The organism is Sphingomonas sp. NBWT7 (assembly GCF_014217605.1).
Classification (GTDB): Bacteria; Pseudomonadota; Alphaproteobacteria; order Sphingomonadales; family Sphingomonadaceae; genus Sphingomonas.
In genome coordinates this window covers 3,157,419-3,172,936 of the sequence record NZ_CP043639.1, presented here as the reverse complement: position 1 = coordinate 3,172,936, position 15,518 = coordinate 3,157,419, and the positions used below count along the sequence as shown (strand labels likewise).

General features: G+C 69.4%; 13 protein-coding genes. 4 read left to right on the top strand and 9 right to left on the bottom strand.

The window, feature by feature from the left end; all coding sequences use genetic code 11:
• Positions 1-28: 28 nt before the first annotated feature.
• Entirely contained in the window at positions 29-1,072 is a 1,044-nt protein-coding gene (gene queG / locus F1C10_RS15395; protein ID WP_185207504.1) for a tRNA epoxyqueuosine(34) reductase QueG, read from the bottom strand.
• A 91-nt stretch (positions 1,073-1,163) separates the two neighbouring features.
• On the opposite strand from queG, the gene F1C10_RS15390 reads away from it, so the two are divergent.
• The 4 genes from F1C10_RS15390 (at position 1,164) to F1C10_RS15375 (ending at position 5,882) form a co-directional block, all read left to right on the top strand.
• Entirely contained in the window at positions 1,164-2,093 is a 930-nt protein-coding gene (locus tag F1C10_RS15390) for an ABC transporter ATP-binding protein (protein WP_185207502.1), read from the top strand.
• Entirely contained in the window at positions 2,090-3,349 is a 1,260-nt protein-coding gene (locus tag F1C10_RS15385; protein WP_185207500.1) for an ABC transporter permease, read from the top strand. Before F1C10_RS15390 ends, F1C10_RS15385 begins: the two co-directional genes overlap by 4 nt.
• A 55-nt stretch (positions 3,350-3,404) precedes the next feature.
• Positions 3,405-4,652, top strand: a complete 1,248-nt coding sequence (locus tag F1C10_RS15380) for a cytochrome P450 (RefSeq protein WP_185207498.1) — start codon at positions 3,405-3,407, stop codon at positions 4,650-4,652.
• Positions 4,653-4,766: 114 nt separating this feature from the next.
• Positions 4,767-5,882, top strand: a complete 1,116-nt coding sequence (locus F1C10_RS15375; protein ID WP_185207496.1) for a DUF3667 domain-containing protein — start codon at positions 4,767-4,769, stop codon at positions 5,880-5,882.
• 77 nt (positions 5,883-5,959) lie between these two features.
• Here the strand turns inward: F1C10_RS15375 and ftsH are convergent, their stop codons facing one another.
• The 8 genes from ftsH to F1C10_RS15335 form a co-directional block, all read right to left on the bottom strand.
• Positions 5,960-7,930 (bottom strand): ATP-dependent zinc metalloprotease FtsH, encoded by a 1,971-nt coding sequence (ftsH, locus tag F1C10_RS15370; RefSeq protein WP_308458063.1) that lies wholly within the window; start codon positions 7,928-7,930, stop codon positions 5,960-5,962.
• Between the two features lie 75 nt (positions 7,931-8,005).
• Complete coding sequence (gene tilS, locus F1C10_RS15365; RefSeq protein ID WP_185207494.1) at positions 8,006-8,989, bottom strand: tRNA lysidine(34) synthetase TilS; 984 nt, start codon at positions 8,987-8,989, stop codon at positions 8,006-8,008.
• Between the two features lie 4 nt (positions 8,990-8,993).
• Positions 8,994-9,941 (bottom strand): tetratricopeptide repeat protein, encoded by a 948-nt coding sequence (locus F1C10_RS15360; protein WP_185207493.1) that lies wholly within the window; start codon positions 9,939-9,941, stop codon positions 8,994-8,996.
• Between the two features lie 82 nt (positions 9,942-10,023).
• Positions 10,024-10,887, bottom strand: a complete 864-nt coding sequence (locus F1C10_RS15355) for a helix-turn-helix domain-containing protein (RefSeq protein ID WP_185207491.1) — start codon at positions 10,885-10,887, stop codon at positions 10,024-10,026.
• A gap of 106 nt (positions 10,888-10,993) precedes the next feature.
• Positions 10,994-13,264, bottom strand: a complete 2,271-nt coding sequence (gene ptsP, locus F1C10_RS15350; RefSeq protein WP_185207489.1) for a phosphoenolpyruvate--protein phosphotransferase — start codon at positions 13,262-13,264, stop codon at positions 10,994-10,996.
• 71 nt (positions 13,265-13,335) lie between these two features.
• The gene (locus F1C10_RS15345; protein ID WP_185207487.1) at positions 13,336-13,671 is read right to left on the bottom strand and encodes a hypothetical protein; all 336 of its coding nucleotides are present in this window, start codon (positions 13,669-13,671) and stop codon (positions 13,336-13,338) included.
• A gap of 79 nt (positions 13,672-13,750) precedes the next feature.
• On the bottom strand, positions 13,751-14,773 hold the full coding sequence (gene ruvB / locus F1C10_RS15340; RefSeq protein WP_185207485.1) for a Holliday junction branch migration DNA helicase RuvB: 1,023 nt from the start codon (positions 14,771-14,773) through the stop codon (positions 13,751-13,753).
• The gene (locus F1C10_RS15335) at positions 14,770-15,510 is read right to left on the bottom strand and encodes a ParA family protein (RefSeq protein WP_185207483.1); all 741 of its coding nucleotides are present in this window, start codon (positions 15,508-15,510) and stop codon (positions 14,770-14,772) included. Before F1C10_RS15335 ends, ruvB begins: the two co-directional genes overlap by 4 nt.
• Positions 15,511-15,518 lie beyond the last annotated feature (8 nt).

Here is a 15,518-nt window from a genome sequence, read left to right as displayed (position 1 = left end):
TGTCGGTGACTAGCGCCGTGCGAGGGGTTCAGTGCCCGGCGAGCGCGTGCATCGCCCAGTCGGCGGCCTCGGCGACGACGAGATCGGGATCGTCGCGCAGCGTTGCGACGCGCGGCAGCAAATCGGGATCGCCGCTGTTGCCCGCCGCGATCAGGCAGTTGCGGATCATTCGCCCGCGCCCGATGCGCTTGATCGGCGATCCGGCGAACACCTGGCGGAACCCCGCATCGTCGAGCGCCAGCAGATCGGCGAGGCGCGGCGCGGCGAGCTCGGCGCGCGCGGCATAGGCCTGGTTCGCACGCGATGCGGACGCGAACTTGTTCCACGGGCAGACGGCGAGGCAATCGTCGCAGCCGTAGATGCGGTTGCCGATCGCGCGGCGGAATTCGTGCGGGATCGGCCCGGCATGCTCGATCGTCAGGTACGAGATGCAGCGCCGCGCATCGAGCCGATAGGGCGCGGGAAAGGCGTTGGTGGGGCACGCCTGCTGACACGCGTCGCACGATCCGCAGCTCGGCCGGCCGGGGGCGTCGGGCGCGAGATCGAGCGTGGTGTAGATCGCGCCGAGGAACAGCCAGCTGCCGTCGCTGCGGCTGACGAGATTGGTGTGCTTGCCTTGCCAGCCGAGCCCCGCCGCCTCGGCCAGCGGCTTTTCCATCACCGGCGCGGTATCGACGAATACCTTGAGATCGCACGGCGCCGCATCGACCAGCCAGCGGGCGAGCGCCTTCAGCGCCTTCTTGACGACGTCGTGATAGTCGGACCCTTGCGCATAGGTGGAGATGCGGCCGATGCCGCCCTCCCCCGCCAGCCGCAGCGGATCCTCGGCGGGCGCGTAGCTCATGCCCAGCGCGATCACGCTACGCGCCTCGGGCCACAGACCCGCGGGACTTTCGCGGTGGTGCGCGCGCGCCTCCATCCAGATCATGTCGCCGTGGCAACCGTCCGCCAGCCACTGGCGCAGTCGTTCGCCGGCGCGGGGTGCGGCATCAGCGCGCGCGATGCCGCACGCGGCGAAGCCGAGCGCGATCGCCTTCGCCTTCAGCAGCGCTTCGAGGTTGTCTTGCGGCATCGCGCCCCGCTACCACGCCCCGGCGTGCGATGGCACGCCCGCTTTCCCCAGAGGGGGGATCGATCGGCTGTACGAGGATCGTTCCCGCTCCATGGATCATGCCATCACCGCCAGCGGCCTGGTGAAGCGTTTCGGCGAGCGCCGCGTCGTCGACGGGATCGACCTCCAGGTACCGCGCGGGGCGATCTACGGGGTGCTCGGCCCCAACGGCGCGGGCAAGACGACGACGCTGCGCATGCTGCTGGGGATCATCGAGCCCGACGCGGGCAGCCGCACGCTGTTCGGCGCGGCGCACCCGCGCGAGGCGAGCGACCGCGTCGGCTATCTACCCGAAGAGCGCGGGCTGTATCCGGCGATGAAGGCACGCGAGGCGATCGCCTTCATGGGCGCGCTGCGTGGCCTGCCGTGGCGCGAGGGCCGCGCGCGCGCGGGCGACCTACTCGAGGCGGCCGGGATCGGCCACGCCACCGAGCAGAAGATCCGGAAGCTGTCGAAGGGCATGGCGCAGCTGGTGCAGCTGCTCGGCTCGGTCGTCCACCAGCCCGACCTGCTGGTGCTCGACGAGCCCTTCTCCGGGCTCGACCCGGTCAACCAGGAGCGGCTCGAGGCGCTGATCCTCGCCGAGCGCGATCGCGGCGCGACGATCCTGTTCTCGACGCACGTCATGGCGCATGCCCAGCGATTGTGCGACCGACTGGCGATCATCGCCGGGGGCAAGCGGCGGTTCGAGGGCACGGTGGACGAGGCACGCGGCACGCTGCCGCAGCAGGTGCATTACGTGCCGCACTTTCCCGACGCGAACCTTGCCGCGCAGCTGCCGCCCGACGCGCGCGCCGACGGGGACGGATGGCGCTTCGTGCTGCCGGCGGACGGGATCGAGGCGTTGCTCAAGCAGCTGATCGACGCGGGTTACGGCATTTCCGGCCTGTCGATCGAACGGCCGGGGCTGCACGAGGCGTTCGTCCGGATCGTCGGCCAGGCTGCCGGTGACGCGGACACGGCGCGGGAGCAGGCCGCGTGAGCGCCGCCCCCGGCAATTTGCGCCGCCGCCTGCGCCAGACGCTGACGATCGCGCGGCGCGATTTCACCGCCACGGTGTTCACGCCGATCTTCCTCCTGTTCCTGTTCGCGCCGGTCATCATGGGATCGTTCGGCGCGATCGGCGGGCTCGGCGCGGCGTCGGTGTCCGCCGGCTCCGCCGACAAGGAGCGGTTGGTGGTGATTGCGCCGCCGGCCGAGGCGGCGGCGATCGTCGCCGCCGATCGCGAGTTGCGCGCGCTGTTCGGCGCAGATGCGCGGCCGCCGGCGCTCGACGTCCGCGCCCCGGCGGGCGACGTCGCGGCGCAGGCGCGCGCCGCGCTCAACGCGCCCGGGATCGATGTGTCTGCGGTGATGAGCGGGCCGTTCGCCGCACCGCAGATACTATACGGGCGCAGCCGCCGCCCGGCCTATTACCTCGCCGTGATTGCGGAGCAGGCGATCCGCCTCGATCGCGACGGCGCGCAGCCGATGAGCCGACCGACGCTGATACGCGCTACGCGAGACGCGCCGTCGCTCGGCGGACGCAACGCCTCGGCGTTCTTCGCGGTGTTCGGCATCTTCTTCCTGACATTGTTCCTGTCGGGGCAGGTCGTCGGCACGATGGCGGAGGAGCGCAACAACAAGGTGATCGAGGTGCTCGCGGCGGCGGTGCCGCTGGAAAGCGTGTTCCTCGGCAAGCTGCTCGGGATGTTCGGCGTCGCGGTGCTGTTCGTCGGCTTCTGGGGCATCGTCGTCAGCCAGGTCGGCGCGCTGCTGCCGGCGGGGGCGAACATCGCCGAGCTTACCCCCGCGGTCGGCTTCGGCACGTTCGCGCTGCTGTTCGCGGCGTATTTCACCACCGCCTATCTGCTGCTCGGTTCGGTCTTCCTCGGGATCGGCGCGCAGGCCTCGACGATGCGCGAGATCCAGATGCTGTCGCTGCCGATCACGATCCTGCAGGTCGGCATGTTCGCGCTCGCCTCCGCCGCCGCGTCGAAGCCGGGGACATGGATCGCGACGGCGGCGGAGGTGTTCCCGCTGTCCTCGCCGTTCGCGATGGCCGGGCGTGCGGCCAACTCGCCCACGCTGTGGCCGCACGTGGCGGCGCTCGGCTGGCAGATCGCGTGGGTGGCGATCTTCATCGCGGTCGGCGCGCGGCTGTTCCGGCGCGGGGTATTGCAATCGGGCAGCCCGGCGGGCGCGTGGCGCAAGCTGTTCGGCCGCAAACACCGCACGACCTCCCGTGAGACCTATTGACAAGCCTGTCAGTTAGGTTTTCTCTCGCAACCAATAACGACGCGGGAGAGTGATGATGGCGACGCTTGCGAAAAGTGCGTTGGACACGGCGACGGTCGATCCGTTCGACGTCAGCCGGGCCGAGCTGTACCGCGACGATACGTGGCGCGAACCGTTCGCGCGGCTGCGCGCCGAGGCGCCCGTCCACTATGTGCCCGATTCGGAATTCGGCCCCTATTGGTCGGTCTCGAGCTACAAGCCGATCGTCGAGGTCGAATCTTTGCCCGATCTCTACTCGTCGGAAACCGGCGGGATCACGCTCGCCAATTTCGAGGTGGACGATCCCAATGCGGTGCGCATGCCGATGTTCATCGCGCGTGATCGCCCGGTGCATACCGCGCAGCGCCGCACCGTCTCCCCCGCCTTCACCCCGTCCGAAATGACGCGCATGGCGGATGATATCCGCCGCCGCACCGGCGAGGTGCTCGATCGACTGCCGTGGGGCGAGGAATTCGACTGGGTCGATACCGTCTCGATCGAGCTGACCACGGGGATGCTCGCGATCCTGTTCGATTTCCCCTGGGCGGATCGCCGCAAGCTGACCTTCTGGTCCGACTGGGCGGGCGACATCGAGATCATCAAGAACCCCGAGCTTCGCCAGCAGCGGCTGCAGCACATGTACGAATGCGGCAGCTATTTCCGCCGGCTGTGGAACGAGCGCGTCGACAAGCCGCGCCAGCCCGATCTCATCAGCATGATGATCCATTCGGACGCGATGCGCGAGATGGACGACGGTGAGTTCATCGGAAACCTGATCCTGCTGATCGTCGGCGGCAACGATACGACGCGCAACACGATGTCGGGGCTCGCCTATGGTCTCGACAAATATCCCGACCAGCGGGCGAAGCTGGAGGCCGATCCGTCGCTGATCCCCAATGCGGTGAGCGAGATCATCCGCTGGCAGACGCCGCTCGCGCACATGCGGCGAACCGCCACCGCCGATACCGAATTGATGGGGCAGCAGATCAGGGCCGGCGACAAGCTCGCGCTATGGTACATCTCGGGCAATCGCGACGAGAGCGTGTTCGGCACGGATGCCGACGATCTCGTCATCGATCGCCCCAATGCCCGCCGCCACCTCGCCTTCGGTCACGGCATCCACCGCTGCGTCGGTGCACGGCTCGCCGAGTTGCAGATCGGTATCCTGCTCGAGGAGATGGCGGCGCGGCGGATGCGCGTGAACGTAACCGGCGCGCCCGAGCGCGTAGCGGCGTGCTTCGTCCACGGCTATCGCCGGTTGCCGGTGACGCTCAGTAAGTACTGAGCGCGCGCCGGGCACCGGTTCGGGCGTAGAGCGGCGGCGGCGGGCGCGATCCCACCGCCGTTTTGCGTTGCCGACGCGACGCGCTAAACCGGGCGTCCGGCAGGGGGTTGGCGGATGACGGACGGTATCGAAGCGGGCGCGGACGTGTTGACCGGCGGGCTGATCGCGCGCGCGGTCGAGCGGCCGAGGGCCGCAGGCGGCATCTCGCACGATCATGCCGATGAGCACGCCTGCCTCAATTGCGGCACCGCGCTGATCGGATCGCACTGTCACGCCTGCGGCCAGGCGGCGCACGTGCATCGCACCGCAGGCGCGATCCTGCACGACATCGCGCACGGCGTGTTCCATTTCGAGGGCAAGGCCTGGCACACGCTGCCGATGCTGGTGACGCAGCCGGGCGAGCTCACGCGGCGCTACGTCGACGGCGAACGAGCGCGCTTCGTGTCGCCGCTGGCGCTGTTCCTGTTCACCGTCTTCCTGATGTTCGCAATCGTCGCCAACCTACCCGGCTGGTCGTTCGGCGACGCCGACTTCCTCAAATCGGGCATCACCGGCGGAATGGCGGAGGCGCGCGCCAAGGTGACCGAGGAGCGCGTGCGATCCGAAAGCGAGGTACGCGAGCTGCGCCAGTCGATCGCCGAGGAGCGCCGCGAGCTCAGCCCCGACGCCGAGCGGCTGGCGCGGCTCGACCGACGGCTGAAAGTGGCGGAGAAGGCGCGCAGCGACCTCGCCGATGCCGAGCGGCTACTTCCCGTGCCAGCGACGTTCGATGTCGCCGGCGCGCCGCCGGCCAGCGAGGACAATTGGCTGGAGGGCAAGTTCCGCCATGCCAAGGAGAACCCCAAGCTGCTGCTCTACAAGCTCAAGACATCGGCGTACAAATACAGCTGGGCGCTGATCCCACTGTCGATCCCGTTCCTGTGGCTGCTGTTCCCGTTCAGCCGCCGCTTCGGCGTTTACGACCACGCCGTCTTCACCACCTATTCGCTGACGTTCATCTCGTTGCTGACGATCATTCTCGCGCTGTTGAGCACCGTCGGCGTCGCTAGTTGGATCGTCATCGTCGCCGCGCTGATCGTGCCGCCGTTCCACATCTATCGCCAGATGAAGGGGGCGTACCGGCTCGGCCGCGTCGGCGCGCTGGTGCGCACGACGATCCTCGTCGGGCTGATCGTCGGCGCGATCGTTCCCGCCTTCGCGCTGCTGCTCCTGTACTTCGGGCTCGCCTGACCGCCCGTCAGCGGGGGGAGAGCGCACAAAGAAAAACGCGGCCGCCTCTCGGCAGCCGCGTCCTTCTGTTTACCGCGTCACGCGCCGGCGGGTGACGGGGTGCCGAACGGCCCCTGCGGACGCCGCGTCTTGGGGATCGACGTACCCACCGACGGAACCGCGGGCGTCTTGGGCCCCTGATCGATCCGGCCGATATTTTCGCCCGCGATCAGCTTCTTGATCTCGTCGCCCGACAGCGTCTCATATTCGAGCAGCGCGCCGGCGAGCAGGTGGAGCTGATCGTTGTGCTGCGTCAGCACCGTCTTGGCGCGTGCCAACCCGCCCTCGACGATCGTCTTGATCTCGTGATCGATCAGCTTGGCGGTTTCGTTCGACATATGAGTCGGCTGCGAGGAGGAATAGCCGAGGAAGCTCTCCCCCTCGGGCTGCGCATAATCGACCGGGCCGACGGTGTCCGACATGCCCCATTTGGTGACCATGTCGCGCGCGAGGCCAGTCGCATACTGGATGTCGCCGCTCGCCCCCGACGAGACCTTGTCGTAGCCGAAGATGATCTCCTCGGCGACGCGGCCGCCCATCGCCACCGCGAGGTTCGCGTACATCTTGTCGCGGTGGTAGCTGTAGCTGTCGCGCTCGGGCAGGCGCATCACCATGCCCAGCGCACGGCCGCGCGGGATGATCGTCGCCTTGTGGATCGGATCGGACGCTGGCTCGTGCAGCGCGACGATCGCGTGGCCCGCCTCGTGATAGGCGGTCATGCGCTTCTCGTCGTCGGTCATCACCATCGAACGCCGCTCGGCGCCCATCATGACCTTGTCCTTGGCTTCCTCGAACTCCTGCATCGCGACAAGGCGCTTCGACTTGCGCGCCGCCATCAGCGCCGCCTCGTTGACGAGGTTGGCGAGATCGGCGCCGGAGAAACCCGGCGTGCCACGCGCAATGGTGCGCGCATCGACGTCGGGCGCCAGCGGCACCTTCTTCATATGCACTTCGAGGATCTTGATCCGGCCCTCGATGTCAGGGCGCGGCACGACGACTTGGCGGTCGAAGCGGCCCGGACGCAGCAGCGCGGGATCGAGCACGTCAGGGCGGTTGGTCGCCGCGATGATGATGATGCCCTCGTTAGCCTCGAAGCCGTCCATCTCGACCAGCAGCTGATTAAGCGTCTGCTCGCGCTCGTCGTTGCCGTTGCCGAGGCCGGCGCCGCGATGGCGGCCGACGGCGTCGATCTCGTCGATGAAGACGATGCACGGCGCCGACTTCTTGGCCTGTTCGAACATGTCGCGCACGCGGCTCGCCCCGACGCCGACGAACATCTCGACGAAGTCCGAGCCAGAGATGGTGAAGAACGGCACGCCCGCCTCACCCGCGATCGCGCGGGCGAGCAGCGTCTTGCCGGTGCCGGGCGAGCCGACGAGCAGCGCACCCTTGGGGATCTTGCCGCCGAGGCGTGCGAACTTAGACGGATCCTTCAGGAACTCGACGATCTCCTCAAGCTCCTCGCGCGCCTCGTCGATGCCGGCGACGTCGGCGAAGGTAACCTTGCCTTCCTTCTGCGTCAGCATCTTCGCGCGGCTCTTGCCGAAGCCCATCGCGCCGCCCGCGCCGCCGCCCTTCTGCATCTGGCGCACGACGAAGAAGGCGATGCCGAGAAACAGCAGGAACGGCAGCGCTTGGACGAGCATATACTGCCAGATCGACGGGCCTTCCTCGCGCTTGCCCGAAATCTCGACGCCCGCCTTGCGCAGGCGATCAGTGAGCTGCGGATCGGAAACGGGATCAGTGCGGAACTTGTCACCGCTCGACAGCGTGCCGCTGATCTGGTCGCGTGAGATCACGACATCCTTGACGGTGCCCTCGTCAACCTTGTCGAGAAACGCCGAATAGGCGATCGAATTGCCGCTGGCCGTGGCCGTCCGCCCGTCGAACATCGTCACGACGATCGCGAGCGACAGCAGGATACCCACCCAGATGAGCAGGCTCTTCATCCACGGGTTGGGGCCGTTGCCGCCATTGTCGCCGCCGGACTGCTTGTCGTTCTCGTTCATGCGCTACCTTTCAACAGCAGCAATGTAGGCTGCCCAAGGTTAATGGCAATGGAACGCGACGCGGAATTGGGCCGGTCAGAGTGATCGACGCGGCGGGGCTGCGCGGAAGTGCCAACGCCCTTGGCGGGGGCTGCCGATCACGCCCGCCTGTGTCGCGCGATGCCCGCCGTCGAGCGCGTCGATCAGCGCCTCGACATTGGCGCCAGCGTCGAACGCGGGGGTGGCGATCGCGGCGCCGTCGCGGACCAGCGCGATCGCGCGGCGAACGTGGCGGCGACGCGTGTCGCGCGGCAGGCCGGCCACGTCGATGGCGACGCTCGCATCGCCGATCGTCGCGCGCTCGGCCCATAACAGGTCGGCGAGCGCGGCGAGATCGCGCTCCGCCTCGCCGATCGCGCCGGCGGTGCGGGCGAGCGCGGGTGGATCGAGCCATTCGTTCTGGTCGAGCAGCCGGCGAAAGCGCGTGCGATCGTGCCGCGGATCGGCGTTTGACGGATCGTCGACGAACGCCGCGCCGGCGCGGCGCACGATCGCGCGCAGCGCCGCGCGTCGCCAGCCGAGCAGCGGGCGGACCAGCTGCGCCCCCGCCACCACCGCGCGCGGGCGGATCGCTGATAAACCGGTGACGCCCGAGCCGCGCGAGGCGCGCATCAGAAAGGTCTCCGCCTGGTCGTCGGCATGATGGGCGGTGGCGATGGCGACAGCCCCCGCCGCGTCGGCCCAGCGTGCGAGGCTCGCGTATCGCGCGCCACGGGCACGCGCCTGCAGGCTCGCCCCCACGAGTTCGCCGTCGATGCCGAGGATCGCGTGCGGCACGCCGAGCGCCGCCGCCTCGCGCGCGACCATCCGTGCCTCATCGGCATTGCCCGCGCGCAGACCATGGTCGACGCTCGCCGCCGCCACCGCGCCCGGAAACGCCGCCCGCGCGAGCAGCAGCAGCGCCATGCTGTCCGGGCCACCGGATACCGCGAGGCCGAGTGGCGCGGCGGGACCGAGCGGCGTGTCGATCAGCGCCAGGACGTCGTCGCGGAAGCGCGCGACGTCGGCGGCGTCGATCACCCGATCACTTGCACTTGTTGGACGTGCGGGCACGCGCGACGTCGTCCTTCATGCCCTGCCCGATCCGATCGCCGTAGACGTCGATCAGCTCGCCATAGACCTTGCACGCGTCGGCGGGCTTGTTGAGCTTGGTCAGCGCCTGGCCGAGATAATAGAGGCTCTCGGGCGCGCGCTCGCCATCGGGCATCTTCTTGTAATTGTCGTAGAAGGCGATCGACGCGAGGCTCGGCTTGCCGTCGTCGAGATACGACCGGCCGAGCAGGTTCTGCGCGTAGCTCGCGCGGCGCGACTTGGGATAGGCGGCAACCACCTTCTTTAGCTGCTCCGCCGCCGCCGGGTAGCGCTTGGCGGCCCACAGCCGGTAGCCGTAGATATATTCGTCCTCGTCGGGCTGGCCCGTCGAAGGCTTCTCGATCCCGCCGGTCGACGCGCTTGCGGTAGCGGTCGGCGCGCCGCCGCCTCCGAGCTGTCCTTCGAGGCTGCCCGCCGGACGCGTAGCGGGCCGCGACGCGCCCGATCCGGCGGCGCGCGGCGGTGGCGGTACGACCGGGCCGGCGTCATCGTCACCCGATACGCCAGCCGGCGCCGACGCACCGCTCGCCAGCCGCGCGTCGGTGGCCTTCTTGTAGGCGGCGAACTGATCTTCGAGCTGGCGCATGCGATATTGCGTCTGCTCGATCTGCCCGGTGATGGAGGCGATCTGCGCCTCGAGCGAGGAGACGCGCTGCGTCAGATCGTCAACCGCGCTCGACGACGGCGCGCCGATCTCCTCGCGCGGCGCATCGGGCGCGCGCACCTGCGGCTCGACATACGCAGCCCCGCCGGGGAACACCTTGCGCTGGACGGCGCGCATCTCGCTTTCGAGCTTGCCGACGCGGCCGTCGAGGCCCGATTGCGCGAGGGCGGGCGTGGCGGACCCCACCAGCAGAACGGCGAACAGCAACTTACGCATCAACGACACCCCCCGGTGCGGAAACAGAAGGACGCTATAGCTACAACGCCGCGCCTGTCGCCAGCCTTAAGGACCGGCGCGCTCACTGGCCGGCGGGGGCGGTCGCGAAGGCGGGCGGGACGTCGCGCCGCGTCGTCAGCGCGGGCGCGGCGGCGGGCGTCGGCGTTGCGCCGGGCTGCGGGTTCGCGCGGCCGGCGAGCGCGGCGGCGCCGACCGGCACGTCCTTGATCGCGCGCTCGCCCGTGCCGAGCGGCGGCAGGTTCGATCCATTGAGCGTCACCTGCAGCTTGTCCGGCCGGCCGACGTTGATCATCGGATTGTCGGCAGTCGGCGGCACGTCGAACCGGTCGCCCGGCTTCATCGTGCCAAGGTACAGCGTCTTGTTCGCGGCGTCGTACACGCGCAGCCACACCTCGCCCGTCGCGACCAGCGTGACCTGCCCGGCCCCCGACGGCGTCGGCGCGGCAGGCGGCTGTGCGGCGGGCACGGCGACGGCGACCGATGGCGTTTCCGCCGTGGTATCGCCGCGCAGCAGCCCGGTTGCGAACCACAGGATCGCGAGGATGACGAGCGCCAGGCCGAGCCCGGCGGCGCCGATCACCAGTCCGCGGCTCGGCACCCGCGCCGGATCGGCGATCTCGTACGGCTGATATTGCGGCTGCGCACGTGGCGCCTTGAGCGCCTCGACACGCACCTCGCTCGCCAGCGTGACCTCGTTCGTGCCGAGCGCGCGGGCATAGGCACGCACGAAGCCGACGGCATAGGTGGGGGACGGCAGCGCGCCGTAGTTCGACGCCTCGATCGCCTCCAAATGGCGCAGCGGCACCCGCGTGCGCGCAGCGATCTCCTCGAGCGACATGCCCTGCCGCTCGCGCTCGTCCCGCAGCCTGTCACCGACACGTTGCGGAAGTGGCGTCGCGTCGTCGCTGCGACCGGCGTCAGTCATTCGGATCTCCGCTCCGGACGGACCGACCCCGCCCGACCTTGCCCGGCAACGTCTCACAGAGCGGGCCATGGGTGTCAATCGAACCGCGCCGCTTTTGGTCGGCGGTTCAGCCCAGTTCAACGCCTTGCGCGGCCGCCCAAGCGGCAAGCGCACCGCGCAGATCGCGCGGCGGGGCGGCGAGCAGCCGCGCCATTTCCGCGCGCACCGCGACGTGATCGAGCGAGCGGACCATCGCCTTGATCGGCCCCACCGCGGCGGGCGTGATCGAGAAGCGATCGATGCCGATGCCGATCAGCGCGAGCGCCTCGAGCGGCCGCCCGCCCATCTCGCCGCACACCGCGAGCGGCACGCCCGCCTCGGCGCACGGCGCGACCAGCGCAGCGAGGAAGCGCAGGATCGAGGCGGACAGCCAGTCGTAGCGTTCGGCGAGCTTGGGATTGGCGCGATCGGCGGCGAACAGGAATTGCGTCAGATCGTTGGTGCCGATCGAGATGAAATCGACCTGGGGCAGCAGGAGATCGAGCTGATAGGCGAGGCTCGGCACTTCGAGCATCGCGCCGTAGCGAATCTCGTTCGGCAGGCGGCGATTGCGCGAGGCGATCCAGTCGCGCTGCTGCTCGAACAGCGCGCGCGCCTCGGCGAACTCCCACGCCTCGCTGACCATCGGGAACATGACGTTGAGCGTGCGCCCGGCCGCCGCCTCGAGCAGCGCGCGCGCCTGCGCCTTCATCAGCCCGTCGCGTTCGAGCGCGAGCCGCAGCGCGCGCCAGCCCATCGCCGGATTCTCTTCTTCCGCGGCGTCCTGCACCAGGTACGGCAGCGCCTTGTCGCCGCCGATGTCGACGGTGCGGAAGATCACCGGGCGATCGCCCGCGACGTCGAGCACCTCGCGGTACAGCCGCTGCTGTCGCTCGCGCTGCGGCAAAGTGGCCGAGACAAGGAACTGGAATTCGGTGCGGAACAGCCCGATGCCGTCGGCGCCCGTCACGTCGAGCGCGGCGGCGTCGTCGCGCAGGCCGGCGTTGACCATCACCGTCACGCGGTGGCCGTCCTTGCTGACGGGTGCAACGTCGCGCAGCGCGGCATAGGCGGCCTTGCGCTTCTGCCGCAGCAGCAGCTTGGCGTCGAACGCCTCCTCCATCGCGGTCGACGGGCGCACGACGACCGAGCCTTCGTTGACGTCGAGCAGCAAGAGATCGCCCTCGCCGATCGCGCGGCGCACGTCGCGCACGCGGCCCAGCACCGGCACGCCCATCGCGCGCGCGACAATCGTGACGTGCGCGGTGAGCGAGCCTTCCTCGAGCACAACGCCCTTCAGCCGGCGGCGATCATATTCGAGCAGTTCCGCCGGCCCAAGGTTACGCGCGATCAGGATCGTGTCCTGCCGAAGGCCCATCTGCGCCGCCGTGCCCATCTGGCCCGACACGATGCGCAAGAGGCGGTTCGCCAGATCCTCTAGATCGTGCATGCGATCGGCGAGCAGCGGATCGTCGATCTGGCGCATGCGCTGGCGGGTGCGCTGCTGAACGCGCTCGATCGCCGCCTCCGCCGTCAGCCCACTGTCGATCGCCTCGTTGATGCGGCGTGACCAGCCCTCGTCATAGGCGAACATCTTGTACGTCTCGAGCACTTCTTCATGCTCGCCGCCGACGCCGAACTCCGCCTCGCGCGTCATCTTCTCGATCTGGTCACGCATCTTGTCGAACGCGGCGTAGACGCGGTGGCGCTCGGCCTCAGTGTCTTCGGCAACGGTGTGCTCGATATGGATGCGCGGCTGGTGGAACACCGCGCATCCGGCGCCCATCCCCTCGACCAGCTTCTGCCCGATCAGCCGGACGCTCGCGGTCGACTGCGGGCGATCCTTGGGGCCGCGCTGGTCGATCAGCCCGGCGTTGGCGATGAGCTCGCTCAGCACCATCGCCACCGTCTGCAGCGCCTCGATCTCGATATCGGCGTAGCGCCGCGGATCGGCGTGCTGCACCGCGAGTACGCCGACCGAGCGCTCGCGGCGGATGATGGGCACGCCGGCGAAACTGTGGAAGCGGTCCTCGCCGGTCTCGGGCTTGTAGGCGAAATCGGGATGGCTCGCCGCTTCGTCGAGGTTGAGGATCTCGCCACTCTCGGCAATCGTGCCGACCAGTCCCTCGCCGAGTACGAGTTTGGTGACGTGCACCGCGTCTGCCGCGAGGCCGCGTGTCGCGTAGAGCTCGAGCACGCCCTCGCGCAGCAGGTAGATCGAGCAGACCTCGCTATCGAGCGCCTCGCCAATGATGTCGACGACCTGGTTGAGCTTGGCCTGCGCGTTCGATCGCGCCGCCATCACGTCGTGCAGGTTGACGAGGATCTCGCGGGCGGAGGCGGCGGCGGATACGGGCATAGGCCGGGGCTAGCAGGCAGGTGCCGTGGGTGCCACGCAACATTTCCTGCGCGGCACCGCGGCAAAGCCTGTCACTTGGCCGGCTTCGGCTTCGACTTCGGCGTCCGCTTGGCACTTGGCTTAGGCTTGGGGCTGGCCGCACTGTCGCGCGGAAACAGAATTGCGGCGACACCGATCGCGATCGCACCGACGCCCGCCGCTGCGCCGACGATCGTGCCGAGTGACCAGCGAGCCGGTGACGCCGACGGCGCCCATTCGTCTGCCGCGTTGTCATCGGCGATGGCGGGCGCGGTGGGCTTGGCGGCGGAAGTCGTCGGGATCGCAGGCGCCGCGTCCGCGGCGTGCGGCGGCTCCTGGATCGGATAGGGTGACTGGTTGCCCGGCGGCACCGGCGGCGTATGCGTCATGGCTCGTCCCTCTTTTCAGGTGTCTCGCCCAACGTCGCGGGCGGCGCTTGGCTCCGCGGCGTACGCGTGACGCACGCGGTCAGTCGAACAATCCGTCTTGGCTGCCCGCGGGCGGATTGAGCCCGAGGTGCTTCCACCCGCCCGCGTTGAGCACGCGGCCGCGCGCCGTTCGCGCGACGAGGCCGAGCTGGATCAGATACGGTTCGATCACCTCCTCGATCGTGTCGCGCGGCTCGCTGAGGCCGGCGGCAAGCGTCTCGACCCCCACCGGCCCGCCGCGATAGATGTCGGCGATCATCGACAGGTAGCGGCGATCCATCGCGTCGAGGCCGAGCGCGTCGACCTCGAGCCGGTTGAGCGCACGATCGGCCGCAGTGGCATCGACGATCCTCACGCCTGCCACGTTGGCGAAATCACGCACGCGTCGCAGCAGCCGTCCCGAAATGCGGGGCGTCCCGCGCGAGCGGCGCGCGATTTCCGCTGCGCCATCGGGCGAGACGTCGAGATCGAGCAGCGACGCCGCGCGCGTCACCACCCGCGTCAGTTCCTCGACCGTGTAGAACTGCAGCCGGATCGGGATGCCGAAGCGGTCGCGCAGCGGCGTCGTCAGCAGGCCCTGCCGCGTCGTCGCGCCGACCAGCGTGAAGCGCGGCAGATCGATGCGGACGCTGCGCGCCGACGGCCCTTCACCGATCATCAGATCGAGTGCGCGATCCTCCATCGCGGGGTAGAGCACTTCCTCCACCGATGGCTGCAATCGGTGGATCTCGTCGATGAACAGCACGTCGCCGTCCTCGAGGTTGGTGAGGAGCGCGGCAAGATCGCCCGATTTGGCGATCACCGGGCCGGACGTCGCGCGAAACCCCACGCCCATCTCGCGCGCGACGATCTGCGCCAGAGTCGTCTTGCCGAGCCCGGGGGGCCCGAAGAACAGCACGTGATCGAGCGCGTCGCCGCGGCCGCGCGCGGCCTCGATGAAGACGCGCAGGTTCTCGCGCGCCGCGGCCTGGCCGACAAACTCGTCGAGCCGCTTCGGGCGCAGCGCCGCGTCGGCATCCTCGGTGCGGCGCGCGGGCGTGATCAGGCGGTCGTCGTCGGTCATCGCAGGTCCGATAGCGCGTTTTCGACGCGGCGCCACAGCGCGGCGATCGCCTCCGCTCCCGGCGACGTGCGCGGCGCGAAGCTACCCAGCGGCGCGCGGCGCTCGGTCATCGCCTCAAACGCGCTTGCCATCGGGATCGCCGGCCAGTCGGGATGCTGCGCCAGCGCCTCGCGATGCAGCAGGCGGCGGCGATCGACCATCGAGAAGACCGGCGCGAGCGTGACCTTGGGCCCTTTCTTCTTCTGCACGTGCGCGGTGATCGTATCGAGCGCGCGGCGCGACAGCGCGGAGGGGATGACGGGAACGACGACGAGATCGGCGGCGCGCATGATCTGGTCCGACGTGTCGGTAAGCCCCGGCGGGCAATCGATGACGATCCGGTCATAGTCGCCGCCGAGATCGTCGACCAGGCGCGCGAGCCGCTTCTTCTTGTCGAGCGTGTGAAAGGCGACGTCGAGCTCGCGCAGCGAGGCGTCGGCGGGCAGCAGATCGAGCCGTTCGAACGCAGTCGGGCGGACGAGGCGCTTCGCCTCCACCTCGCGCCGGATCGCCGCCCCCGCCTCGCGCCCGCCGGCGTCGTGGCCGAGGATCCAGGTTGCCGCGGCCTGGCCGTCGAGATCCCACAGCAGCGTGCGCCGCGCCGACAGCGTCGCCGCCGCCCAGGCGAGATTGACCGCAAGCGTCGTCTTACCCACGCCGCCCTTCAGACTGTACACCGCGATCGTCCGCGCGCTCATCGCTCAGC

What these genes read in the sequence shown, in the direction of transcription:
- queG (WP_185207504.1), bottom strand. Translation starts at nt 1,072, where the DNA reads ATGCCGCAAGACAACCTCGAAGCGCTGCTGAAGGCGAAGGCGATCGCG.
- F1C10_RS15390 (WP_185207502.1), top strand. Translation starts at nt 1,164, where the DNA reads ATGGATCATGCCATCACCGCCAGCGGCCTGGTGAAGCGTTTCGGCGAG.
- F1C10_RS15380 (WP_185207498.1), top strand. Translation starts at nt 3,405, where the DNA reads ATGGCGACGCTTGCGAAAAGTGCGTTGGACACGGCGACGGTCGATCCG.
- F1C10_RS15375 (WP_185207496.1), top strand. Translation starts at nt 4,767, where the DNA reads ATGACGGACGGTATCGAAGCGGGCGCGGACGTGTTGACCGGCGGGCTG.
- ftsH (WP_308458063.1), bottom strand. Translation starts at nt 7,930, where the DNA reads ATGAACGAGAACGACAAGCAGTCCGGCGGCGACAATGGCGGCAACGGC.
- F1C10_RS15360 (WP_185207493.1), bottom strand. Translation starts at nt 9,941, where the DNA reads ATGCGTAAGTTGCTGTTCGCCGTTCTGCTGGTGGGGTCCGCCACGCCC.
- F1C10_RS15355 (WP_185207491.1), bottom strand. Translation starts at nt 10,887, where the DNA reads ATGACTGACGCCGGTCGCAGCGACGACGCGACGCCACTTCCGCAACGT.
- ptsP (WP_185207489.1), bottom strand. Translation starts at nt 13,264, where the DNA reads ATGCCCGTATCCGCCGCCGCCTCCGCCCGCGAGATCCTCGTCAACCTG.
- F1C10_RS15345 (WP_185207487.1), bottom strand. Translation starts at nt 13,671, where the DNA reads ATGACGCATACGCCGCCGGTGCCGCCGGGCAACCAGTCACCCTATCCG.
- ruvB (WP_185207485.1), bottom strand. Translation starts at nt 14,773, where the DNA reads ATGACCGACGACGACCGCCTGATCACGCCCGCGCGCCGCACCGAGGAT.
- F1C10_RS15335 (WP_185207483.1), bottom strand. Translation starts at nt 15,510, where the DNA reads ATGAGCGCGCGGACGATCGCGGTGTACAGTCTGAAGGGCGGCGTGGGT.